Annotated in this window: 14 protein-coding genes and 1 pseudogene; 11 read left to right on the top strand and 4 right to left on the bottom strand. The window is 65.9% G+C overall.

From position 1 onward, the window contains the following. Window positions 1–2 precede the first annotated feature (2 nt). Genes SKP52_RS10870 through SKP52_RS27225 form a run of 5 tightly spaced genes read left to right on the top strand, consistent with a single transcriptional unit; the run spans window position 3 to window position 4,411 of the window. Window positions 3–1,406: an FAD-binding oxidoreductase gene (locus SKP52_RS10870; protein ID WP_039574711.1), complete on the top strand. Its 1,404-nt coding sequence runs from the start codon at window positions 3–5 to the stop codon at window positions 1,404–1,406. Further along, window positions 1,406–2,713: an MFS transporter gene (locus tag SKP52_RS10865; RefSeq protein ID WP_039574709.1), complete on the top strand. Its 1,308-nt coding sequence runs from the start codon at window positions 1,406–1,408 to the stop codon at window positions 2,711–2,713. The genes SKP52_RS10870 and SKP52_RS10865 overlap by 1 nt, the downstream gene beginning before the upstream one ends. A 54-nt stretch (window positions 2,714–2,767) precedes the next feature. Beyond that, window positions 2,768–3,529: a helix-turn-helix transcriptional regulator gene (locus SKP52_RS10860; RefSeq protein ID WP_160292394.1), complete on the top strand. Its 762-nt coding sequence runs from the start codon at window positions 2,768–2,770 to the stop codon at window positions 3,527–3,529. After that, a complete protein-coding gene (locus SKP52_RS10855; protein ID WP_052208112.1) occupies window positions 3,526–4,233 on the top strand; it encodes a FadR/GntR family transcriptional regulator in 708 nt (235 codons plus the stop codon). The genes SKP52_RS10860 and SKP52_RS10855 overlap by 4 nt, the downstream gene beginning before the upstream one ends. A gap of 43 nt (window positions 4,234–4,276) precedes the next feature. Further along, a complete protein-coding gene (locus SKP52_RS27225) occupies window positions 4,277–4,411 on the top strand; it encodes a hypothetical protein (RefSeq protein ID WP_267128049.1) in 135 nt (44 codons plus the stop codon). Window positions 4,412–4,460: 49 nt separating this feature from the next. On the opposite strand, the gene SKP52_RS10850 is transcribed toward SKP52_RS27225, so the two are convergent. After that, entirely contained in the window at window positions 4,461–6,647 is a 2,187-nt protein-coding gene (locus SKP52_RS10850) for an AsmA family protein (protein ID WP_228383898.1), read from the bottom strand. 414 nt (window positions 6,648–7,061) lie between these two features. Between SKP52_RS10850 and SKP52_RS25250 the strand changes: the two genes are divergently transcribed. After that, window positions 7,062–7,235, top strand: a complete 174-nt coding sequence (locus tag SKP52_RS25250) for a DUF1328 family protein (RefSeq protein WP_039574708.1) — start codon at window positions 7,062–7,064, stop codon at window positions 7,233–7,235. 38 nt (window positions 7,236–7,273) lie between these two features. Here SKP52_RS25250 and SKP52_RS10840 read toward each other — a convergent pair whose 3' ends face one another. Beyond that, the gene (locus tag SKP52_RS10840; RefSeq protein ID WP_039574706.1) at window positions 7,274–8,668 is read right to left on the bottom strand and encodes an HlyD family type I secretion periplasmic adaptor subunit; all 1,395 of its coding nucleotides are present in this window, start codon (window positions 8,666–8,668) and stop codon (window positions 7,274–7,276) included. Beyond that, complete coding sequence (locus tag SKP52_RS10835) at window positions 8,665–10,740, bottom strand: type I secretion system permease/ATPase (RefSeq protein ID WP_267128058.1); 2,076 nt, start codon at window positions 10,738–10,740, stop codon at window positions 8,665–8,667. Before SKP52_RS10835 ends, SKP52_RS10840 begins: the two co-directional genes overlap by 4 nt. Window positions 10,741–11,064: 324 nt before the next feature. Between SKP52_RS10835 and SKP52_RS27220 the strand changes: the two genes are divergently transcribed. Continuing rightward, complete coding sequence (locus tag SKP52_RS27220) at window positions 11,065–15,876, top strand: beta strand repeat-containing protein (RefSeq protein WP_160292393.1); 4,812 nt, start codon at window positions 11,065–11,067, stop codon at window positions 15,874–15,876. A gap of 3 nt (window positions 15,877–15,879) precedes the next feature. On the opposite strand, the gene SKP52_RS10825 is transcribed toward SKP52_RS27220, so the two are convergent. Continuing rightward, a complete protein-coding gene (locus SKP52_RS10825) occupies window positions 15,880–18,063 on the bottom strand; it encodes a calcium-binding protein (protein ID WP_039574703.1) in 2,184 nt (727 codons plus the stop codon). A gap of 203 nt (window positions 18,064–18,266) precedes the next feature. On the opposite strand from SKP52_RS10825, the pseudogene SKP52_RS10820 reads away from it, so the two are divergent. The 4 genes and pseudogenes from SKP52_RS10820 to SKP52_RS10805 all read left to right on the top strand — a co-directional run. After that, window positions 18,267–18,642 (top strand): annotated as a pseudogene (locus SKP52_RS10820) (HAD hydrolase family protein); the annotation flags it as partial. Window positions 18,643–18,796: 154 nt separating this feature from the next. After that, complete coding sequence (locus SKP52_RS10815) at window positions 18,797–21,067, top strand: glycosyltransferase family 4 protein (protein WP_228383896.1); 2,271 nt, start codon at window positions 18,797–18,799, stop codon at window positions 21,065–21,067. A 12-nt stretch (window positions 21,068–21,079) separates the two neighbouring features. Beyond that, the gene (locus tag SKP52_RS10810) at window positions 21,080–22,381 is read left to right on the top strand and encodes a glycoside hydrolase family 130 protein (protein WP_039574702.1); all 1,302 of its coding nucleotides are present in this window, start codon (window positions 21,080–21,082) and stop codon (window positions 22,379–22,381) included. Continuing rightward, window positions 22,378–23,337, top strand: coding sequence for an NAD(P)/FAD-dependent oxidoreductase (locus tag SKP52_RS10805; RefSeq protein WP_039574701.1), 960 nt, complete (start codon window positions 22,378–22,380; stop codon window positions 23,335–23,337). The genes SKP52_RS10810 and SKP52_RS10805 overlap by 4 nt, the downstream gene beginning before the upstream one ends. The last annotated feature ends 73 nt before the right edge of the window (window positions 23,338–23,410 follow it).

The raw sequence follows: 23,410 nt of genomic DNA, 5'->3' as shown, positions 1-23,410 counted from the left end.
CCATGGCGGGAACGGAGCATCCGGGAGGGCGCAAACCGCTTCCCGCTAACTTGGTGGGGGCGCTGGAAGGGCGGTTCGGGGACCGTTTCCAGCGCGGCCAAGCGGTGCTCGGGCAGCATGGATCGAGCGAGTCCCATTTCGCTCCCGTGCTGCCCGACGCCGTGGTCTTTGCGCATTCGACCGACGATGTCGTCGCGCTGGTGACGCTCTGTTCGGCCGCGGACATCCCGATCGTTCCGTTCGGCGCGGGGACGTCGATCGAGGGCAATGCGCTCGCGGTCAACGGCGGCATCTCGCTCGACATGAGCCAGATGGACAAGGTGATCGCGGTCAACGCCGAGGATTTCGACTGTGTCGTCCAGCCCGGCGTGCGCCGCGAGGAACTCAACGTCCATCTGCGCGATCAGGGGCTCTTCTTCCCGATCGACCCCGGCGCCAATGCGACGATCGGCGGCATGGCGTCGACGCGCGCGTCGGGCACCAACGCGGTGCGTTACGGCACGATGAAGGATGCGGTTCTCAGCCTGCAAATCGTGACGCCGCAGGGCAAGGTGATCCGCACCGCGCGCCGCGCGCGCAAATCGGCGGCGGGTTATGATCTGACCCGGCTCTATGTCGGCTCCGAGGGCACGCTCGGCATCATCACCGAAGTGACGCTGCGCCTGCATCCGGTTCCCGACACCATCTCGGCCGCTGTTTGCAGCTTCGACACCTTGGGCGGCGCGGTCGATACCGTCGTCCAGTCGATCCAGTGCGCGGTCCCGCTCGCGCGCGTCGAGATCCTCGACACGAAGCAAATGATCGCGGTCAACCGCTGGTCGAAGCTCGATTATCCCGAAGCGCCGACTTTGTTCTTCGAATTCCACGGCAGCCCGGCGAATGTCGCCGAGCAGGTCGAGACGGTGAAAGCGCTCGCCGAGTCCAATGGCGGCAGCGCCTTCAACTGGTCGAACCTGCCCGAGGAGCGCACCAAATTGTGGCGCGCCAGACATGAAGCCTATTACGCCGCGGTCAATATGCGTGCGGGCGCGATCGGCTGGGCGACTGACGTCTGCGTGCCGATCAGCCGCCTCGCCGAATGCATCGCCGAGACGCATGTCGATCTCGACAAATCGAGCGTCCCCGCGACGATCCTCGGCCATGTCGGCGACGGCAATTTCCATGTGATCTTCTCGATCGACCCCGACGTGCCCGACGAAATGGCGGAGGTCGAGGCGATCAACGCGCGGCTCGTCGAGCGCGCGCTCGCGATGGACGGGACGTGCACGGGCGAACATGGCATCGGCATCGGCAAACAGGCGTGGCTTGTCGCCGAACTCGGCGATGCGGTCGAACAGATGCGGATGATCAAGCGCGCGCTCGATCCGCAGAATCTATTCAATCCCGGTAAGATTTTTACCCTGTGATGGCGACGCAGGCCGAACCGTTCGCCACGCCGGCGCCGCGCCTGACCGCGCCCGCGACGCTCATCCCGTTGCTGCTGCTCGCGCTGGTGACGACGATGGGTTTCACCGCGCTCGGCAGCTTCGGCACGATCCAGGAAAGCGCCAAGGCCGAACTGGCGCTCAGCGACGACGCGCTCGCGTTGATCCAGGGGCTCGGCGCAGCGGTGCCGATGGTGCTCTTCTCGATCCCGATCGGAATCCTCGTCGATCGCCGCAACCGGGTGCGGTTGACGATCGGGTTGGCCGTGCTCTGGACGCTTGGTACGTTGCTCACGGCCTTTGCGCCGAGCGCGGGGCTGCTCACTGCGGCGCGGATGCTCGTCGGCATCGGCTCGACGGGTTCGCTCACCGCGGCGCTGTCGCTCTGCGCCGATTTTTGCGCGCCCGAACAGCGCGGCCGCGCGATGCTGATCGTCAACCTCGGCAAAGCGCTTGGCGTCGCGCTCGGGTTTGCGCTCACCGGCTGGCTGTTCGGCCTGCTCGCGGATTTTTCGGCGCCGGGCTGGCTCGCGGATCTTGCGCCGTGGCGCGGCGCGCATGTGCTGCTCGCCGCGATCAGCGCGCTGTGTCTGCTGCCCTTGCTATTCCTGCGCGAACCCGAACGGCGCGAGGTCGAGGCGAGCCCCGATGCGCCTTTCCGCATCGTCGCTGCCGAACTCTGGGCGCGCCGCAGCTTTCTCGGGCCGCTCTTCGCGGGACAGGTCGCGGTCGTGATGGCCGACGTCGCCGCTACGGTCTGGGTCGCGCCCGTGCTGTCGCGCGACTTCGGGCTCCAGCCGCAGCAGTTCGCCGGCTGGGTCGGCGCTCTTTTGTTCGGCACCGGCGTCGCGGGCGCGGTACTTGGCGGGATTTCGGCCGATATCGGACAGAAAAGCCACCGCCGCGGCGGCATCCTGCTCGGTGCGGTGATCGCGGCGGGGATCGGGGTGCCGGCGGCGCTGTTCCCGCTGATGCCCAGCGTGACCGGCCTTGCCGTCGCGCTCGGCGTGATGTCGATGTGCGGCGCGGTGACCGGGCTCGTCGTCTCGGTCGCGCTGACCGTGCTGCTACCTAACGAACTGCGCGGTCTCTGCATCGGCGCCTTCATCGCGATCGCGGGGCTGATCGGCTTCGGTCTCGCACCGTGGGTGGTGACGCGCGTCAGTGCGCTGATGGGCGGCGAGGCGATGCTTGCGGAGGCGCTGGCGCTCGTCGGCGTCATCGTCAGCGGGCTGTCTTTCTTCGCCTTCCTGCTCGCGATGCGGCGGGCACCTGAACCTATCAGATAGGTATTGCGAAAGCTGTAAGATAGGTTTATGCAGATGGGCAGGGAGAATCATGCCATGCCGTCCGAGCATATGTCCAAGCATCCGGTGATCGTGTCGCCCGAAATGACCACCTTTGTCGGCCGTGGTCCATGCGACCGCCTGTTGCTGCCCCCCGATGCGCTGCTGCTTGGCTTCGGCGACATCGGTGAACCCGTCGTCCGCACATTGACCTTTCGCGAACTCGAGAGTGAAGGGCATTTGCTCGTCTTCGCCGTATCGCGCGCCGCGTGCCGCCGCCTGTTCAGCGACCTGCCCGACGCCGACGCGCGCTGGTTCCTGCCGTCGGACCTGCGCACGCTCGGCCAGTCGATCGTCGCGCCCGATTGCGACGAGGCGGCGGCGGACACGCTGCGCCTCGCGCGCAGCATCGAACTCCTTTGCCAATTCTTCGCCGCGCTCCGCGCCGGCGCCCTCATCCCTGTCGACGGACAGCCAAGCCTGACCGAAAGCGACATCGCGCGGATCGCGGCGGCGCGTCGGATCGTCGACACCCGTTGGCACGAGAAATTGACGATCGACGACATTGCCAAAAGCTGCGGGATCAATCGCGACAAGCTAACGCGCGGGTTTCGCGAGCTCTATCAATGCAGCGTTGCCGAGGCGCTGAGCGATCGGCGGCTGCGTCAGGCGCGACAGATGCTTGCGGCGAGCGATTTGCCCGTGGCGAGCATTGGCTATCGCTGCGGCTATCTCAACAACGCCAGCTTCACGCGCGCCTTTTCGCGTCGCTTCGGCATGGCGCCGACCGCGATGCGGCGGGTCGGAGTGGCGGCATGAGCGGGATGCTCGATCCGTCCGGCCGGGGTTCGCTTGTCGACCGCGCGGTCGAATCGGTGCGCGACTTCATCCGGACAAACGACCTAAAGGTCGGCGACACGCTGCCGGGCGAGGGGAGCTTTGCGACGCGGCTTGGCGTTAGCCGCCCGGTGATGCGCGAGGCGTTCGGCGCGCTCGCGGCGCTTCGCCTGGTCGACGTCGGCAATGGGCGCAAGCCGCGCGTGGGCGCGATCGATGGATCGGTGATGGCGGCGTCGATGGGGCATGCGGTCAACACCGCGCAGGTGTCGCTCGCCGACGTGTGGGAGGTGCGCCGCACGCTCGAACTGCGCACCGCCGAACTCGCCGCGATCAACCGCACCGACGAGCAGGCGCGCGCGATCCTGACCGCAGCGCATGGCCTGTCGGTCGAGCATGACGAAGCGGCGCGGACCGCCGCCGACACGATTTTTCACCAGACGATCGCCGAGGCGAGCGGCAATCAGCTATTCCTTCAAATCGTCCGCTCGTTCGAGGAGCTGATGGCGGTGGCGATCCCGCGCGCCTGGGCTGGACGGAGCACCAGTCAAGAGCGCGACGAGACGCTCGCGCTGCACCGCGAGGTTGCCGAGGCCATCGCTGCGCGCGATCCCGCGCGCGCGCGCGCCGCGATGGAGAGCCATTTCAACAATTCGATCGGCGAGATGCTGAAGGACCAGTTTTAGGGTGCTCGCGGGGGTCGAGCTCGGCGGAACCAAATGCATTTGCATGTTGATCGACAGTCTCGCGGGCTATGCGGCTACGGCGCTCGTTTCCGAGGATATCGACAATTTCCTCCAGCCGCCCGGCCTGCGTTCGCGTGCAGGTCCGCTCGGCGCGCTTGCGCTTGCCCGGGACGCCTAAGCCGCGACCGCGCGCCGTGCTGCACACGCAAAATATCGACGAACCGGCATTAGAAAATGCCGAGGAACTTCTTGCGCTGTTTTTTCCCTTCGTCGCCGCTCTGCTTGCCGTCTTCCGACTTGGCGGTCGTGCCTTTGCCGACATCGTCGCGCGGTTTGCCTTTGCTCGTCCGTTGCGCCTGCGCGGTGGCGCCGGCGAGGATGGGGCCGCATTGCGCCGCCTTGGCATCGCCGGCATCGACGAACGGGATGACCAGCGCCGCGGGGCCGGCGAGTAAGCCGAGACCAAGCGCGGCCCCCGCGCGTCCAGCGAGCTCGTCGCTCACCGGATCGATTTTGGGCGCCGCGAAATAGCCGCCGACGCCGACCGGCGACTGGCCCGAAAAGAGGCTGAAGGTTTTGCCGTCGGCGCGGACCGCCAGGTCGATTGCCTCGTTGCGGAACGAGAAACCGCCGCGGCCAATCATCACATTCTTCTTGGTGTCGATCAGGATTGGGTCGGCCGCTGCGACGCCGCCGCGGACCGTGAAGGCGATCACCCCGCAGTTGATCTCGACCGGTTTCTTGAGCTTGTCCTGAAACATCTTTTGTACGAACGTTCCGAAGTCGAGTTCGGCGAGCTGGACATTACGCGTCCAGAATGTGCCCTGCGGCAGGACAAAGGCGATGCGGCCGTTCGACGTCGCGAGCGACTGGTGCACGCTGTCGCCGAAGCCCACCATCTTCATGCGCCCGCTGACCGTGCCCGTCGTCCCCGACTGCTCGGCTCCGAAGCCGGCAAGCAAGGTGTCGAGCCGCGTCGGCGACAGGCGGATATCATATTCGGTGCGCACCATGGCGGGGCGTGCGTCGATCGCCACGTCGCTTTTGACCGTCCCGCCGGCAACGACGAAATTGAACGGCTTGAGCTCCATTAGTCCGTTCTTGAGTGCGAGTGTCAGGTCGACATTGCTGATCGGAAAGCTTTTTGCGCGCACCCTGGTGGCCCGGTAGCGGAGGTCGACGTCGAACCGCCTGAGCGCCTCGACGCGCAGCGGGGCGTCGGGGAGCACGCGCGGGCGGCCGCCGACCGTCTCGACCGTGCCGCCGGTTCCCATCTTGTCGAGCCGCTGCGGATCATAGCCGACGAACGGTCCCGCATCGATGATGTTGAGCGACCGGGTGGTCAAATCGGCCTTCAGATAGACCCGCCCTTTCGGCTGGCTGACCGCCAGCGAGCCGGCAAGGTCGCTGTCGCCGAACATCCCTTTAATACCCGTGAGCTTCCAGACTTCATCCTCATAGGTCAGCGCCGACGTGACGCGGTAGCGGCGGGTATCGGGGATCGCGACGCCGAGGAAGTCGAAAAGGCGCGACAGATTGCCGCCGCGCGACTGCAATTTGAGATCGGCGCCCTCGAGTTCGGTCGGACCGGGCAACGTGCCCGATACGTCGAGCGTATTGCCGAGCCCGACGGCATGAAGCGTCAGGTCATTCTTGCCGCCCACGATGGTTTCGTTCGGCGAGGAGAGGCCGCCGGACAGGGTGAACGGCTGCGTGTGCATCGTCCCGCGCCCGGAAAAACGGATATCGTCATTGATACGCGTGCCGGACGCGCGGATGGTGTCGATATCGATGTCGGCGAACAGCCGCAATTTGGGATCGCGGTAGCTGAGGCCGCTCTGCGTGATCGCGGCGCGCTGGATCCGTGGCAGCTCGAGCGGCTCGGGAGGGCGGTTCGGGTCGCCGAAAGTCCAGCTGTTCCGCCTGTTGCCGCTGTCCCATTCAAGCGCCACCCGCGCGCCGTCGAGATCGGCAAAGCGCAGGATGCGGTTGCCAAAGATCAGCGGCAGCGTGGCAACCCTTGTGTCGACCGTCTTCGCCATGAAAAACTGCTTTTCGCGCGCCCATGAGGGGTTCGCGATGCGGATATCCTCGGCGTAGAATTTGACGTTGAAGGGCGCGAAATAGAGCTGGAAATCGCCGCCTATATCGACCTGCCGTTCAAGCTGCGACGTGGCGAAGCGTTCGAAAGGGCCTTTCAGGAACCGACCCTTGGTGATGAAGAGAATCAGCCAGATCGCAAACAGCGTGAGCAGGATGATTGCAACGGTGCGTATCGCGATCCGTAGCGGCCTTGGACGCTTTGCGAGCCACGCGGGCGTCCATGCGGTCTTCGCCCAGCGCCGGGGCCGATCGGTCCAGGGGGTGGTGGAAGAGCCGGCCACGGGGGCCATCTGACCGGAGCGCGTGTCCATGCAGGACCAATCCCCCGCGCGCCGGAACGTTCCTTGCGGGTCGGGTGCACGCGTAAGGGTCAAAATGGTATCGATGCAAAGTGACATTGCCCGGCAACCACTATGCTTTCGGCCGCGCTGGGGGAGTGCCGGGGGAACGACGGGCGAGCGGCCATATCAATGGAGGCTCATGGGCGAGGCCGCTACCGGATTCGTGCCGGGTCCTCATCGCTCGATATCCGCGAGACCCGCGAGGTCGAGGTTTTCGATTGATAGCGTGCGTGGCGTTGGCCCGACGCCTGTGCATCGCAGGAACTTTAGCGTCGAACCGGCGTTGACCGCTTATCCAGACAGGATGATGCGGCGGGATCCTCCGCCACTTCTGCGGTTACACGCGGGAGCGAGATGAGGCATGCGCCCTCTAAGGAGAATATTATGTTCAGATGGGCCATCATTTTCGCGGTCGTTGCGCTGGTCGCGGCACTGCTCGGCTTTGGCGGCATCGCCGGGCTTTCTGCGGACTTCGCCAAGATTTTGCTTGTTGTGGCGGTTGTCCTTGTCGTGGTCGGCTTTGTGTTTGGCAGGGGTGGGCGTCGCACGCTTCCCTGATCCACTCTCAATTTGCGAATTCCGCGCGGGAGATGGCGTCAGCGCTCCCGCGCGGCTGTCGCGCGCATCTCGTCGATCGGGCTCAGCAGATAGGAAGCAAGCGAACGGCGGCCGGTGCGGATATCGGCGGTGACCGCCATCCCGGGGGTTAGGGGGACCGCCCTACCGTCGCGCACGATCGTCGCGCGATCGAGCGTTACCCGCGCGGTGTAGATGAGGCCGCGCTTTTCGTCCTGAACGGCATCCGAACTGATCTGCTCCAGCCTGCCCGGCACCGCGCCGTAGCGCGTGAAGGGAAAGGCCTCGACCTTCAGCGCGACCGGCTGGCCGACGCTGACGAATCCCACATCCTTGTTGGCGATCGTCACTTCGGCGATCAGCTTTCCGCGCACGGGCACGATGATCATAATCGGCTTCGCCGCCTCGACCACGCCGCCGACGGTGTGGACAGCAAGTTGCGTGACCGTGCCGTCAACGGGGCTGACGAGGCGCTGGAGGGTGCTGCGTTTCGTCGCTTTGGTTAGCTCCTCCTTGCGCAGCCGCGCGTCGCTTTCCGCCTTGGCGAGTTCGGCGAGGACGCGCGCGCGCGCCTCGGCGGTCGATTGGCTCGAATTGCCGCCGGCGACCGCGATTTGCGCTTCCGCCTTGCGCGCGGTGGCGAGCGCGGCGTCGCGGTCGCGCGCGGCGACGAGGCGCTGGCGGCGCATCTCAATCACGCGCAGCTTCGAGACATAGCCTTTTTCGAGCAGCGTTTCGTTGGCGGCGATCTGTTCGTCGAGCAGCGGCAGCGTTTCGCTCAGCTTGGCTGCCTGGATCTGCGCCTCGGCGCGGGCGGCGCGAGCGGATTCGGTGTCGGCGGCACGCGTTTGGCTGCCCGCTCGGATCTCGGCGAGCTGGGCGCGCGCGAGCGCGATCTGGGTGGCGGCGACGTCTGGCGCGGTTCCGGCGGGCGGAGTGAAGCTGAGACCCTGGCCGTCGAGCGCGGACAATATGGCGCGCAGCCGCGCGGCGTCGAGCATCGCGGTCTCCAGCGCCTTGCTCGCTTGCGCCGTATCGGCGTCGGAGACGGTGGGATCGAGCTCGACCAGCGGCTGGCCGGCGCGGACGCGCTGGCCGTCGCGGACCAATATGGCGTGGACGATCCCCGCCGCGCCGGGCTGGATCAGCTGAACGTCGTCGGCGGGGACCAGCTTGCCCGGCGCCGACGCGACGACGTCGACCCGGCCAAGGACCAGCCAGAGCAGCGCGGCGGCGAACAGCCCGAGCAAAGCCCAAGCGGTGACCCGCGCGGTCGGCGAAACGGGGCACTCGACCACTTCGAGCGCGGCGGGAAGGAAATCCGCCTCCTCGGTGCGCAAAACCCCACGCGATCGCGCCCGTTCATTGTCGAGCGCGTCGCGGACGGCGGTCCAGTGACGTTTGATCGCGTTCATGTCGGGGCTCCCGCCTGAACACCGATCTGGCGGTAATGGAGCGCGGCATAGCGGCCGCCGAGGCGGATCAATTCGTCATGCGTGCCGCTCTCGACGATGCGCCCCTTGTCGAGCGTCAGGATGCGGTCGCACTGGCGGATCGCGGAAAGGCGATGCGCGATGATCAGCACGGTGCGCCCGGCGGCGATGGCCTTGAGGTTCCGCTGGACGATCTCCTCGCTCTCGGCATCGAGCGCCGAGGTCGCCTCGTCGAGGATCAGGATGCGCGGGTTGGTGATCAGCGCGCGCGCGATTGCGAGGCGCTGCCGCTGCCCGCCCGAGAAATTGACGCCGCGCTCCTCGACGATCGTGTCATAACCCCGCGGCAGTTCCAGGATGAAATCATGCGCGCCGGCGAGGCGGGCGGCGGTCATCACGCGCTCGATCGGCGTGACGGGGTCGGCGAGCGCGATATTCTCGCGGATCGAGCGGTTGAACAGGATATTCTCCTGCAACACCACACCGATCTGGCGGCGCAGCCATGAAGGATCGATCTGGGCGATGTCGACGCCGTCGATCAGCACGCGGCCGCTCGCAGGCAGATAGAGGCGTTGGAGCAATTTGGTGAGCGTCGACTTGCCCGAGCCTGAGGCGCCGGCGATGCCGAGCGTGGCGCCGGCGGGCAGATCGAGGTCGATGTCGTCGAGCGTCCACGGGCCTTCGGCGGCATAGCGGAAGCGGACACCCTCGAAGCGGATATGGCCCTGCAGCGCGGGCAAAGTCGTGCGCGATCCGGCGCCGGGTTCGGTGCCGGTGTTCAGGATGTCGCCCATTCGCTGGACCGAGAGGCGAACCTGCTGGAAATCCTGCCAGAGCTGCGCCATGCGGATGACCGGACCCGAGACGCGCTGCGCGAACATGTTGAACGCGACCAGCCCGCCGACCGTCAGCGCGCCGGCGATCACCTGCTGCGCGCCGAAGAACAGGATCGCGGCAAGGCTCAATTTGGAGATGAGCTGAACCGCTTGGCTGCCCGAATTGCCGAGGTTGATCACACGCTGGTTGGCGGCGCTGTACGCCGCGAGCTGGCGTTCCCAGCGGTCCTGCCATTGCGGTTCCACCGCTGCGGCCTTGAGCGTCTGCATCCCCGAGACGCTCTCGACGAGCAGCGCATTGTTCGCGGCGCCGCGCGCGAACTTCTCGTCGAGTCGGCGGCGCAAAGGGCCGGTCACGACGAGCGAGACGATCACATAGGCGGGGAGGGTGAGCGCGACGATGACGAAGAGCAGGGGCGAATAGAGCCACATCGCGACCATGAAGACGATCGTGAACAGCGGATCGATCAGGACGGTGAGCGAGGCATTCGTCATGAACTCGCGCACCGTCTCCAGCTCGCGGACACGGGTAACGGTGTCGCCGACGCGCCGATTTTCGAAATAGGCGAGCGGCAGGCGGAGCAGGTGGCGAAAGAGGCGGCTGCCCAGCTCGACGTCCAATTTCTGGCTCGTTTCCGAATAGAGGCGGGTCCGCAGCCAGCCGAACGCGACTTCCCACAGCGAAACGATCACCAGCCCGATGGCGAGCACCTGCAGCGTTGCCAAGCTGTTGTGTGCCAGCACCTTGTCGACGACATTCTGGAAAAAGAGCGGCGCGGCGAGGCCGAGCAGGTTGAGCGCGAGCGTGATCAACAGCACCTCGCCGATCAGCTTCCGGTATTTGACGATCTGGGGAATGAACCAGGTCATGTCGAAGGCGGGCGCGGCAACCTGCGCGGAATCGCGCGTGGCGACGAGGAGCAGCGCGCCCGACCAGCGGGCTTCCAGCGCGGCGCGGTCCCAGCGCTCGATCGCGTCGCCGGGACGCTGGACCGCGACGGCGTCTTCGCCGACGCGGCCGATGACGAACCAGCCCTCCGCGCCGCTGGCCATCACCGGCATGGGAAGGCGCCGCAACCGTTCGAAATTGGCGGTCGTGGCGCGGGCGCGGACGCCATCGATGCGCTTTGCGAGGCGCAGCAGGTCGGATGCGGCGACGGGATCGGCATGGCCCAGGCTGTGGCGCAGCTCCGCCGGGTCGGCGACAATACGGTGCATCGCAAGGATTTGGGCGAAGGCGGCGAGCCCGCTGTCCACAGGCGGCTCCGACGTCCCGAGGGACAGGTCCTGCTGCACGGTGGGTCTCCGATCGGATTCTCGAGGTGTTGAAATCTGCGGGGTGCGGCAATGGGGATCGTCCGGCACGAACCTTGGTAGCGGCCAAAATCTGGCGAGCGAAGGCGCCGCCGCTCCGGTCGTCGGAGCAAAGGGGCAATTCGGCGTTCGCAGGTGCAGCATATGGTTGACCCGGCTGCCGTCGCGGGCTGTCTGGTCGCGATCAAGTGGGGGGTATGTTTTCAGGCTTATGACGGGAGCCCTGCCATGCCCACCCTTTACATCTCGCCGACCGGCAGCGGTTCGGGCGACGGCTCGAGCGCGGCGAACGCTGCGACGCTGAACGACCTGCCGCAGCTCATCGCAGCGGCGGGGCCGGGCGGGCAGGTGCTGCTGCTCGCCGATCAGGGCGACTATGCCGCGCCGACTGGGCCGCTGGCGATCGTCGGCGGCGGAACGGCGAGCGCGCCGGTGACGATCCGCGGGGTAGACAGCGCGGGCAATGCGATGGCGGCGACGATCGCCGGCACGCGGCCCGAGCCCTTCGACCCGGCCAATCCCTCGGGCGAGGAAGTCTTCCGGCTGCTCGGCGGCGCGGACAATCTGCGTTTCAGCGATCTGGCCTTCGAGAATGTCGGCACGGCCTTTCGCGTTGGCGCCGATGTGCGCAACCTCACGATCGAGCATGTCGATGCCGCCAACGTCTCGCGCTTCTTCGACAATATGGTCTCCGGCGCCAATGCCAGCGCGACGATCTCCGGGCTCACGATCCGCGATGTCGCCGTGGATGGCTATTCGAAGGGCGCGATCCGGGTCCAGTATAACAGCAATAATGTGCTGATCGAGGATGTGCGCGGCGACAGCCTGTTCCAGGACGGCGACAATTTCGCGATCGGCGTCCACATCACCGGCACCGCGCACGATGTGACGATCGATCGCGTCGCCATGCGCAACGCGCTCGACACGGTGAATGATTATCGCAACGGCGACGGCTTTGCGACCGAACGCGGCACCTATGACATCACGCTGCGCGACGTGATCGCCACCGGCAACAGCGATGGCGGGCTCGACCTGAAAAGCGACAATATCGTGGTGGACGGCGCGATCGTTTCGGGCAACGGCCGCAACATCCGGCTGTGGGGCACGGGCGGGCAGCTCAGCAACACCGTCAGCCTCGATGCCGGCGCGCCGCTGGCTGGCGGCAATCGCGAGCATATCTGGCTGGCCGAGGGCGCCAATGCGACGATCGACGGGGCGCTCTTCTCCGATGCCGGCTCGCCGACTTTGTTCAACCTCGCCGAGAGGAATGGGGCGCTAACCGTGCGTGACTATGGCCTTGCCACTGGCGGGGGCACGCTGACCTGGAAGAAGGGTACGGGGTCGATGCTGACGCTGGACGGGCAGCGCGTGGTGGTTGCGGCGGGGACCGCGGGCGACGACCTGATCGGCGGTACCGCGGGTGTCGATTTGCTGATCGGCGGTGCAGGCAAAGACATGCTGGTCGGCAATGCCGGCGACGATGTGCTGACCGGCGGGGCGGGCGCCGACATATTGGTCGGCGGCGCCGGGCGCGATCTGCTGAGTTACGCGGGCAGCGATGCTGCGGTGCGGGTCGATCTGATGCGGCTTACCGCCAGCGGCGGCGATGCTGCGGGCGACCTGTTCGACGGGTTCGAGGATGTCGAGGGTTCGGCTTTTGCCGACACGCTATCGGGCGACGCGGGCGCGAACCGGCTGTTTGGCGGTGCGGGGGACGACGCGCTTTCGGGCGGTGCCGGCGACGATATGCTCGACGGCGGCGCGGGTGCGGATTTGCTCAACGGCGGTGGCGGGTTCGACCGTGTGGATTATGGCAGCAGCGGCGCGGGCGTCGTCGTCGATCTGGCCGACGGCGCGGCGAGCGGCGGCGAGGCTGCGGGCGATCGTCTGGTCGGTATCGAGGCCGTGGACGGCTCGAGCTTTGCCGACACGCTCTCGGGCACCGAAGGCGCGGACTGGTTCGGCGGCGGCGCGGGAGACGACCGGATCGAGGGACGCGGCGGCGAAGATTTGCTGGTTGGCGGCATGGGTGCCGACACGCTGATCGGGGGTGCGGGGTTCGACAGCGCGGACTATTCGGAGAGTGGTGCGGCGGTCACGGTCGATCTCGCTACCGGCACCGGCACTGGAGGCGATGCCCAAGGCGACCGGCTCGAGGCAATCGAGCGGCTGGTTGGTTCGGCCTTCGGCGATGTGCTGACCGGCGATGCCTTCGACAATGTGCTGGCCGGCGGCGCGGGCGCGGACCGGCTGACCGGCGGCGCGGGGATCGACACCGCCGATTATTCGGCGAGCGGCGCAGCGGTTAACGCGGTGCTGGGCGGCACCGGCAGCGGCGGCGATGCCGCAGGCGATGTGCTGGCGGACATCGAGAATCTGGTCGGTAGCGGCTTTGGCGACGTGCTGGTCGGCGATGGCGCGGTCAATCTGCTGTCGGGTGGCGCAGGCGACGACCGGCTGGTCGGCAACGGCGGAGCGGACCGGCTCGACGGCGGCGCGGGCTTCGATATGGCAGACTTTTCGACCTCTAGGTCTGCAGTGACGGCGGACCTTGCGGCGGGCGCGGCTTCGGCCGGGGTGGCGCTCGTCGCGATCGAGGGGCTGATCGGCTCGGCGTTCGACGATGTGCTGAACGGCGACGTTGGCGGCAATCTGCTGGTCGGCGGCAAGGGCGCGGACCTGCTTGATGGGCACGACGGCCTCGATACGGCAGATTATTCGGGCTCGGCGGTGGCGGTGCAGGTCGACCTTGCCCTGTCGGTGCAGGGTGGAACCGGCGATGCGGCAGGCGACCGGCTGTTGAGCATCGAGGCGCTGGTTGGCTCGGTCTTCGACGATGTGCTGGCTGGGGTGGGCGCCGACGAGACATTATATGGCGGCGCGGGCGCGGATCGGCTCGAAGGGCGCGGCGGCGACGATCTGCTTCAGGGCGGCGCGGGCGCCGATATGCTGATCGGCGGAGACGGCATCGATACGGTCGACTACAGCGCCAATACAGGTGCCGTCTCGATCGACCTCCAGACCGGCGCGAGCAGCGGCGGCGATGCCGAGGGCGACCGCTTCGACGGGATCGAGCGTTTCATCGGCACCGGCTTTGCCGATACGCTGATCGGCGATGGCGGCGATCAGATCCTCGTCGGCGGTGCGGGCGGCGACCGGATCGACGGCGCGGGCGGCTTCGATACGGTGGTTTATTCGAACAGCGCTATCGGCGTGAAGATCAACCTCGCTACCGGCGCGGTGTCGGGCGGCGATGCGCAGGGCGACAGTATCGCCGGGATTGAGGCCGTCGTGGGCAGCGCCTTTGCCGACACGCTGACGGGCGACGCGAACGCCAATCGGCTGGAGGGCGGTGCGGGCAACGATATGCTCGATGGCGGCGCCGGCGCCGATGCGATGATCGGTGGCACCGGCGACGACTCCTATGTCGTCGACAATGCCGGTGACCAGGTGACCGAGACGATCGGCGGCGGGGTCGATATCGTGCGCACCAGCCTGTCGTCGCTGACGCTCGCCGATGGCGTCGAAGATTTGAGCTATACCGGCAGCGGCGGCTTTACCGGAACCGGCAATGCGCTCGACAACGGCTTCTACGGCAAGGCAGGGGATGACGCACTCTACGGGCTCGACGGCGACGACAAGCTGGTTGGCGGCGCGGGCGCGGACCTGCTCGACGGCGGGGCGGGACGCGACCAGGTCGATTACACCAAATCCGCCGCGATCACCGTGAACCTCGTCACCAACGTCAATCGCGGCGGCGAGGCCGAGGGCGACCGGCTGGTCGACATCGAGACCGTGATCGGCTCCAACTATGCCGACAGCATCACCGGCGGCGACGATGTGCTGGTCGGCGACATCCTCTATGGGCGGGGCGGCGACGATCTGTTGTTCGGCGGCGCCGGCGACGACCAGCTTGACGGCGGTGGCGGCAACGACCTGCTGCGCGGCGGCACCGGCAACGACCTCTATGTTGTGTACGAGGCCGGCGACCAGGTGATCGAAGCGGCGGGGGAGGGACGCGACCGGATCCGCACCGCCGCGACCAGCTACACGCTCGGCGCCAATATCGAGGAACTGGTCTATACCGGGACGATCGGCGCGACGATGACGGGCAATACGCTCGACAATTTCCTTGTTGGTAGCGGCGGCGAGGATCGGTTGAACGGCGGAGACGGCGGCGACGTGCTGCGCGGCGGGGCGGGCGGCGATATACTCGACGGCGGCGCGGGGTCGGACACGGTGGAATATGCGGGCTCGCTGGGCGGCGTGCTGGTCAACCTGCGCGCCCAGACCGCGACTGGCGGTGATGCGATGGGCGACCGGCTGGTCAGTATCGAGAATGCGCAGGGTTCGGCCTTCGCCGACGTGCTGCTCGGCAGCGCGGGGGCCAATATACTGACCGGCGGCGAAGGCGGCGATGCGCTCTCCGGCGACGACGGCAACGACACGCTGCGCGGAGGCGCTGGCGCGGACCGGCTCGATGGCGGGAAGAACGAGGATATGCTCGCCGGCGAGGATGGTGACGACACGCTGTACGGCGGCCAGCAGACCGACCGGCTCTATGGCGGCGCGGGCAACGATCTTCTGGTTGGTGATACCGAATGGGTCTCGTCGCTTGCCGCGCGGGATACGCTGGATGGCGGCGACGGCGACGACATATTGGTCGGCGACGGGATGAGCATGACCGCAAGCGGGATTGGCGGCGCCGACACGCTGATCGGCGGGCTCGGCAACGACGTGCTGGTCGGCGACGCGATGACTATGGCGGCTGGCGCGCGCGGCGGCGCTGACAGGCTGACCGGCGGCGGCGGGAGCGACCGCTTCGTCTTCGCGCCCGGATCGGGCGCCGACGAGATCACCGACTTCACCCGCGGCGGCGGCGAGTCCGACCGGATCGACCTCAGCGCCTTCGATATCGCTTATGAAGCGCTGCGCTTCACCACGAGCAGCGCGGGGGTGACGATCCAGCTGGGCGGCACCGATACGATCTTCGTGCGCGGCGTCACCGCGCTGGATCAGGCGGACTTCGTGTTCGGCTGAGCCTCAGCCAAAGACGAAATCATTGGGCGAAAAGCTCTGCGCGCCGCGGACGAAGATGCTGTCCGTCCCCATGGTGATGCGGGTTCCGTCGGCGCTCGACATGAATGCGAGTTGCTCATAGGCGATGTCGAAGGCGCTGAGATCGATATGGTCCGCGCCTGAGGTAAAGTCGCTGATTTCGTCGGCACCCGAGCCAGGCGCGAAGACGAACCAGTCGGCGCCTGCACCGCCCGCAAGCAGGTCGTTGCCGCCACCGCCGATCAGATGGTCGGTGCCGCTGCCGCCGTAGAGCTTGTCCGCGCCACCCGCGACCGTTGCGGTAGACTCGCGGCCGTCGCCATAGAGCCAGTCATTGCCGTCGCCGCCCTCCAGCGTGTCCGCGCCGCCCTTGGCGCTATCCCTCATCACGTCGCCGTCGCCGATCAATATGTCGTTCCCCGCGCCGCCAGTCAGCCGGTCGCTGCCGCCCTTGCCGCTGCCATAGATATTGGTGGCATCGCCGATCAGCAGGTCGGCATCGTCGCCGCCGTCGAGCCGGTCATTGGCGCCCAGGCTGTTCAGCCATTCCTGGTCGCCGACCAGCCGGTCCGCGCCGGTGCCGCCGGAGAGCGTGTCCGACTGCCAACCGCCGATCAGCATGTCGGCACCCGCCTCGCCCCAGAGCAGATCCTCGCCATTGCCCCCCGCGAGTATATCATCGCCCGAATTGCCGGCGATCTCGTCGTTGCCGCCGAGCCCGTTCAATGCGTCGCTGCCCGCCCCGCCGATCATCACATTGGCCAGTGCGTTGCCATTGCCGACAAAATCGGCAGCGCCGCGGCGGATCAACGCCTCGACATTGTCCCCGAGCGTGTAACTGCCCAGCGTCGTCTCGACCCGGTCGAACCCCGCCTTGGCGCCCTCGGTGATCCGGTCGCCGCTGTCGTCGACAAGGAAGATGTCATCGCGCGCGGTGCCAAACAGCGCATCCGCCGCCGGAACCACGGGCAGGGGAATCAACGCGATATATCCGGTCGCGCCGGGCGAGGCGGCGCCCCGATCGACGGTGAGCGTTTCGCGGATTGTCTCGATGCCGTCGAGGCCGGGGAGTGAATCGCGGGTAGCAAGCGTCGAGAGTTCGGAACGGGTGATCTCGACGCCTTGCAGGGTGAGCCGCCCATGCGAGGAAATCACCTTGGTGCGCGATCCGGCATCGTCGAAGCGCCCGCCGATAACGGTAACGTTGGCGTCGTCGTCGAGCCAGAGCTGATTCTGTTCGGAGATGCCGCCGCGCAGCACCGGGTTCAGGCCCACCGAATCTATCATCGTCGCCTCGCCCCAGAATCGGTAGTTGCGACCATTCTCCTCGCTGAGCCCGCGGACGATCAATGTGTCGCTCGACTTAAGGTCGTAGCCCCCGTCGCTATTGCCGCGCGCGACCGTGTCGATGAAGCGTATGTCATAGACGCCGCGCTCGGTCGCGAAGCCGTCGCCGTTATAATAGGCGCCGGCGGTGCTCTGGATATTCTCCATGACCACCCGATTGAGCGTGACATCGTGGACGGTGCCGTCGAGATGGACGCCCGCGGGCAGGTCGTCGCCCGTTTGTCCGGCCATGTCCGCGGTCACATTGTCGATCACCACATTATTGGTATCGTACTGGAGGCGGATCGCCGTTCGGGAGAACCCCTGCACGTCGACGTCACGGATCGTCAGCCCGGTGATCGTCGCAGTGCCCGACGGCGCGCTGGCATAATCTTCGAAGAAGCGGCGGACATTGTTCGCGTCAACATCCTCGATATGGAGATTGGCGATATCGGCGGTGACGCGAAAGGCCGTGCCGACATTATCGATCCGCAGATCGCGAAATTCGAGATTGTCCGCCCCCGTACCGAGCTTGAACAGCTCGTTTCCGGAGGCATCGCCCGCCTGCCAGTCGGCGGGGCGCGAACCAGTGAAATGCGCGGCCATGGCGTTGCCGTCCGAATCGATGCCCCGCACAACCACCGGCTGGCCGTCCGCACCGCCGCGCGTGATGCCGAGGATGCCGTTGACATTATAGTCGCCCTGGTCGGCCAGCAGCAAAACCTCCCCCCCCGGACCCGCTTTGCCGATCAGCGTGTTGAGCGAACCGATTGAGGCCGCATTGTTGACGTCGCGACCGCTTTTGTCTCCGGATCCGGCGGGCGAAATGTACAGACTTGACATGGCGAGCGACCCCTTGCTGTTGCGGCGAGGTTAACCTCGACCTACTCGCCATGCTGACTCCGCGGCGTGATTAAGCCAGCATATTCCTCGTCATCGGTGAGGTTATCGCGATGGACCGTGGCGTATTTCTCAATAGATTGCGGGACTTGCTTCGTTTTGTGACATATCCTGATCGGACGATTCACGTCGGCCGGAGAACCGCGAAGCGCAGCCAGATCACCTTCTTGGCGCCGGCCATCAAGCGCCAATCGACGCGAAGGAGAGAAATGGGATCCGGATTTTGCGAAGCGCAATATCATCCAGCATGACCTTCGCCAGCGTCTTCCCGGCCTATCGATCAACAGGGGCGGCGCGATGTCGATCGACATCACCGGCGAAGGGGTCGACAAGGCCTATGGGCTGATCAGACTCCGCGATGAGAGCGGCATCCCGCTCGACGCGATGATGTTTATCGGCGACGCAATTTTCCCCGGCGGCAATGGTCATCCCGCAAAAACGCTCGGGCTCGACACGATTTGTGTGCGCGATCCGCTCGAAACGCTGGCGGTTATCGCATCGATCATCACTTGCCTGAAATGACCGAGGTTTTGGCGCGGAGTGGTGTCCGGCGGAACCAAAGCCCCGCTGATTTGTTCTATTTCCGGACGCGCCGCAGCTAAATCGCCGCGCGTCCCAACATAATCAATCTGTTTGGGTGAGGCCTTCTGCCGCTTCATTTTGGAAGGTAAAACCTGTGTACGAAGCTCCCGATCGCACGTCGTTCGACGAAGGCCTTGAGGCTTGCCAATCGCTCCGTCCCTCAGTCGCGCCGACCATCCGGCTCGCATTGATCGGCGGTTTCCTTCCGCGGCGCTGCGGCATCGCGACCTTCACCGCCGATATCCATGCATCGCTCGCGGCGGCGGCGCCGGAGATAGCCGTCGATGTCTATGCGATGGCACCCGCAGCGACCCCGACCATATTCGACCAGGTGGTTCGTGCCGCGATCACCGAGGGCGACGTCGACAGCTTCATCGACACGGCGAAACAGATCGAGGCGAGCTGCGCCGACATCGTCTGGCTGCAGCACGAGTTCGGCCTCTTCGGCGGGCTGGCGGGAGATATGGTGCTCGAACTCGTGGACCGGGTCTCCGCGCCGCTGATCGTCACGCTTCACACGGTGCTCGCCAAGCCTGACGCCGATCAGCGCCGCGTCATGGATCGTCTGATAGCGCGCGCGACCAAGCTCGTCGTGATGTCCGAACGCTCGCGCGATCTGCTGCGCAGCGTCTATCAGGCCGATGAAGATCAAATAGCACTTGTCGCGCACGGCGTTCCCGACCGCCCATTTGGCCGCGCATCGCAGTTCAAGCCGCAGTTCGGCTTCGCGGGCAAACAGGTCGCACTGACCTTCGGGCTCTTGTCTCCGGGCAAGGGGATCGAGGCGGTTATCGAGGCATTGCCCGCGATCGTCGAAGATCACCCCGAGTTCCTCTATTGTATCGCGGGTGCCACGCATCCCAATCTGCTGGCGCATGAAGGCGAGGCCTATCGCGACCGGCTCCAGGCGCTCGCCGTCTCGCTCGGGGTCGATGCGCATGTCCGCTGGATCAATGCGTTCATGGACACCGACGATTTGCTCGATCTTCTCGAAGCCGCCGACATCTATGTGACGCCTTATACCGGGGCCCAGCAGTCGACGTCGGGCACGCTCTCCTATGCGATGGCGCTGGGCAAGGCCGTGATTTCGACGCCCTATGTCCATGCGGTTGAGCTGCTCGCCGACGATCATGGCGTGCTGGTACCCTTCAACGATAGCGAAGCGATCGCGAACGAGATCCGCTATCTGCTCGGCGACGCCGACCGGCTGCGCACACTGCAACGCCGCGCCTATGACCGCGGCCGCGAGATGATCTGGCCGGTGTTCGCGGAGCGCACCTGCGCGCTGATCGCGGAGAGCCGCGTCGTGCCGAAAGCTGGGCCCATTCCCGACCGGATCGGCATCGCCGGCTTCCTGCGCATTTGCGACGATACTGGCATCTTGCAGCACAGCGTTCACATGATCCCCGATCGCGCACACGGCTATTGCGTCGATGACAATGCGCGCGCGCTGATGCTGATGCATCGGCTGGACGACGATGCGCTCGGCCGGTGCGGGCAACTGACTTCGGTCTTTGCTTCGTTTGTGCAGCACGCCTGGAACCCGGACCGCGGCGAATTTCGCAACTTCATGGGCTTCGGACGCAACTGGCTCGAGGATGTGGGGTCCGAGGATAGCTGCGGGCGAACCCTCTGGGCACTCGGCGCAACGGCGCGCGATGCGCGCGAACCGGGGCTGCGGCAGTGGGCGCTTGAGCTGTTCGAGCATACCGCGGCGTCCGCGCTGGATTTCGGGTCGCCGCGTGCGATCGCCTTTGCGATGCTCGGCGCCGACTTCGTGCTCGCGGCGCATCCTGAGCATGATCTGGCGAACCGGTTACTGCGCAGCGGCGCCGACCGGCTGCTCGCGCTATACGGAGCCGCAGCGCGACCTGGCTGGCGATGGTTCGAAGCGGTGCTCGCCTATGACAATTGCCGCCTGGCCGAAGCGATGCTGCGCGCGGGTGTGCGGCTGGAGCGTCCGGACGTCACGGCGTGCGGCGTCGAGGCGCTGCGGTGGATCAACGACGTTCAGATTATGCCCCAGGGTCATTATCGCCCCGTCGGGTCAGACAGTTTTGGTTATGCCTATGCGCTGCCGCGGCCGTTCGACCAGCAACCGCTTGAAGTCTGGGCGGCGATCGATGCCGCTTCGGCCGCCTATGACGTGACCGGCGACGATATCTGGCTGGCGCACGCGCGACGGGCCTATGAATGGTTTACCGGGGCCAATGATCGCGGCGCAATCGTCGGCGATGCGCTCACGGGCACCAGCAAGGACGGCATAAATCCGCGGGGGCTCAATCTGAATGAGGGCGCGGAGTCGGTTCTCGCCTATCAGCATGCGACCTATGCCATTCGGGATTTCGTCCGTAAGGTCGGCTGAAAGGATATTAGCTTGCATCTCGTCCAGCATGAATTGCGGTTGCACGCCGATCCGACGCGCGTCGTCGTGCGGCCCTTCCATCTGGCCTGGCAGGCGTCGGGCCCCGATCTCGAGCGTGTGCAGCGGCTGGCGCGTGAGATTGTTGCGCTCGATCCGCGAACGGTGCGTGCCGAACTCAGCGTCGTGCTGCGCGATTTCGCCGATCGCCATTGGCAGATCGAAAAGGTGTTCGAGGATCGTTTCGACGAGATCGAACCCAAACTTGGACTCGAAGGCTTGGCACTCAAACGCGAAACCCGGCTGCTGATCGGCGCCTATTTCTGTCACGAATATAGCTATGCTGCGGCCGCGTTGATGAACCCCAGCGTCGTGCGTCATCCGGATCAGAGCGGGCTGCAGGAAGGATGCATCCGTATCCTGCTTTCGCTGCGCGCGGTCGGCGAGGGGCATATTTCGACGATCGCCTTTCGCGAAGGGATCATCACTCGCGACCGCGAACTGACCTTGCTGCCGCAACCGGGCTTTGCCACCGCAGCGATGCTGGGTCCGCACCGCGAAGACAAGCCTAGTGATGTCGTATCGCTCTATCGCCAGAAGGACAGCACGATCTCGGGTACGGTGATTTTCCCGATCACCGAGGCGCAGCGCAACGGGCTTGAGGATCTGCGGCTGCTCGAGTTCGAGCGCGACAGCGGCAAGAGCGAGTGGGTCGGGACCTACACGGCTTATAGCGGCCGCGACATTCAGTCGGAGCTGCTTCGGACACGTGACTTCAAGGATTTCACGCTGACCCCGATCAAGGGCGGGGCAGGGCGCAACAAGGGCATGGCGCTGTTCCCGCGCAAGATCGACGGGCAGTTCTGCATGATTGGTCGGCAGGATGGCAAGAATCTGTATCTCCTGCGATCGGACACGATCGATCATTGGGAGGGCGGCGAATTGCTGCTCGAGCCGCGCTTCCCATGGGAGCTTATTCAGATTGGCAATTGCGGTGCGCCGATCGAATTGGACGAAGGCTGGCTGGTGCTGACGCATGGCGTCGGCGCGATGCGCAAATATGCGATTGGCGCGGTGCTGCTCGACAAGGCCGATCCGTCGAAGGTCATCGGCCGGACGGCCAACCCCATCCTCTCTGCCGCCGACGAGGATCGCGAGGGCTATGTCCCCAATGTCGTCTATACCTGCGGAGCGATCCGCGTCGGCGACGATATTTTCCTGCCTTATGGTGTGGCCGACAGCTCGGTGTGCTTTGCGTTCGTCGCGATTTCGGAAATCCTCGCCGCCATGGACTATTCGGCACGGGCCGTAGGATGAATTCGCTTTCGGCCGGCGAAGGGGCGGCGCTCGATATATTGATCGTCGGCGCGGGGCCTGCCGGATTGACCGCAGCGATGTATCTCGCGCGCTACCGGAGACGGGTGCGCGTCGTACATGACGGGCGTTCGCGCGCCCTTTGGGTCCCGCGTTCGCGCAACATCCCCGGATTTCCGGACGGGATTGTCGGGGCCGATCTCCTTATGCGCATGACCGAGCATGCGGTGCGCTACGGCGCCGAGATAGTCGAGGGCTGTGTCGTCGAGATCGCTCGGGACGAGGACGGAGCACTTTTTCGTGCGCGGCTCGATAGCGGTGCGACCATCGATGCGCGCGGGCTGATCCTCGCGACCGGCGTCGATACCAATCTGGCGCAGCTCGACAGCGGCGATCATAATGCGGCGGTTCAAAGCGGCGTGTTACGTTATTGCCCGATCTGCGACGGCTTCGAACATAGCGACGAGCGGATCGCGGTCCTCGGCTCCGACGTGCATGGCGCCGCGGAGGCGATGTTCCTGCGGCAATATTCGAGCGACGTCACGCTGATCCCGAAATGGCAGGTTGCGCTCACCGAAGCGCAGCGGCGCGAACTCGCGGCGAGCGGTGTCGATGTTCTCGAAGGCCGGGTGCTGCGACTTGAAGCTACTGAGGACGCGATGCTTGTGGCCATCGAGGGGGAAGCCGCGCCGCGCCGGTTCGACACGGTCTATCCCGCGTTAGGGTCGACGCCGCGCAGTGAACTTGCCGCCATGCTGGGGCCGCTGACCGATCCTAACGGCTGTATTCCGTTCAGCGCCTTTTCGGACGGACTGCTTCCCGGCGTTTATGCGGCGGGCGACGTCGTGGAAGGCCTGGACCAGATCAGCGTCGCCACGGGGCAGGGCGCGATGGCGGCGACGCGTCTCCACAACTGGCTCCGCGAACAGGACGGGCATGTGATGGCCGACCAGAATTAGGACGGAATGCAGAGCTCGGCGAAACTTAGCGGCGAGCGGGGGGTTGAAGACTCAATCTCCTCAGACCCAAGGA

The sequence above is a fragment of the Sphingopyxis fribergensis genome (genome assembly GCF_000803645.1).
GTDB classification, from domain to species: domain Bacteria; phylum Pseudomonadota; class Alphaproteobacteria; order Sphingomonadales; family Sphingomonadaceae; genus Sphingopyxis; species Sphingopyxis fribergensis.
This window is presented reverse-complemented; position numbering and strand designations above follow the sequence as displayed.

Excerpts from the sequence above, each read along its gene's own strand:
- SKP52_RS10870 (WP_039574711.1), top strand. The coding sequence starts at position 3 with ATGGCGGGAACGGAGCATCCGGGAGGGCGCAAACCGCTTCCCGCTAAC.
- SKP52_RS10865 (WP_039574709.1), top strand. The coding sequence starts at position 1,406 with ATGGCGACGCAGGCCGAACCGTTCGCCACGCCGGCGCCGCGCCTGACC.
- SKP52_RS10860 (WP_160292394.1), top strand. The coding sequence starts at position 2,768 with ATGCCGTCCGAGCATATGTCCAAGCATCCGGTGATCGTGTCGCCCGAA.
- SKP52_RS10855 (WP_052208112.1), top strand. The coding sequence starts at position 3,526 with ATGAGCGGGATGCTCGATCCGTCCGGCCGGGGTTCGCTTGTCGACCGC.
- SKP52_RS27225 (WP_267128049.1), top strand. The coding sequence starts at position 4,277 with ATGTTGATCGACAGTCTCGCGGGCTATGCGGCTACGGCGCTCGTTTCC.
- SKP52_RS10850 (WP_228383898.1), bottom strand. The coding sequence starts at position 6,647 with ATGGACACGCGCTCCGGTCAGATGGCCCCCGTGGCCGGCTCTTCCACC.
- SKP52_RS25250 (WP_039574708.1), top strand. The coding sequence starts at position 7,062 with ATGTTCAGATGGGCCATCATTTTCGCGGTCGTTGCGCTGGTCGCGGCA.
- SKP52_RS10840 (WP_039574706.1), bottom strand. The coding sequence starts at position 8,668 with ATGAACGCGATCAAACGTCACTGGACCGCCGTCCGCGACGCGCTCGAC.
- SKP52_RS10835 (WP_267128058.1), bottom strand. The coding sequence starts at position 10,740 with ATGCACCGTATTGTCGCCGACCCGGCGGAGCTGCGCCACAGCCTGGGC.
- SKP52_RS27220 (WP_160292393.1), top strand. The coding sequence starts at position 11,065 with ATGCCCACCCTTTACATCTCGCCGACCGGCAGCGGTTCGGGCGACGGC.
- SKP52_RS10825 (WP_039574703.1), bottom strand. The coding sequence starts at position 18,063 with ATGTCAAGTCTGTACATTTCGCCCGCCGGATCCGGAGACAAAAGCGGT.
- SKP52_RS10805 (WP_039574701.1), top strand. The coding sequence starts at position 22,378 with ATGAATTCGCTTTCGGCCGGCGAAGGGGCGGCGCTCGATATATTGATC.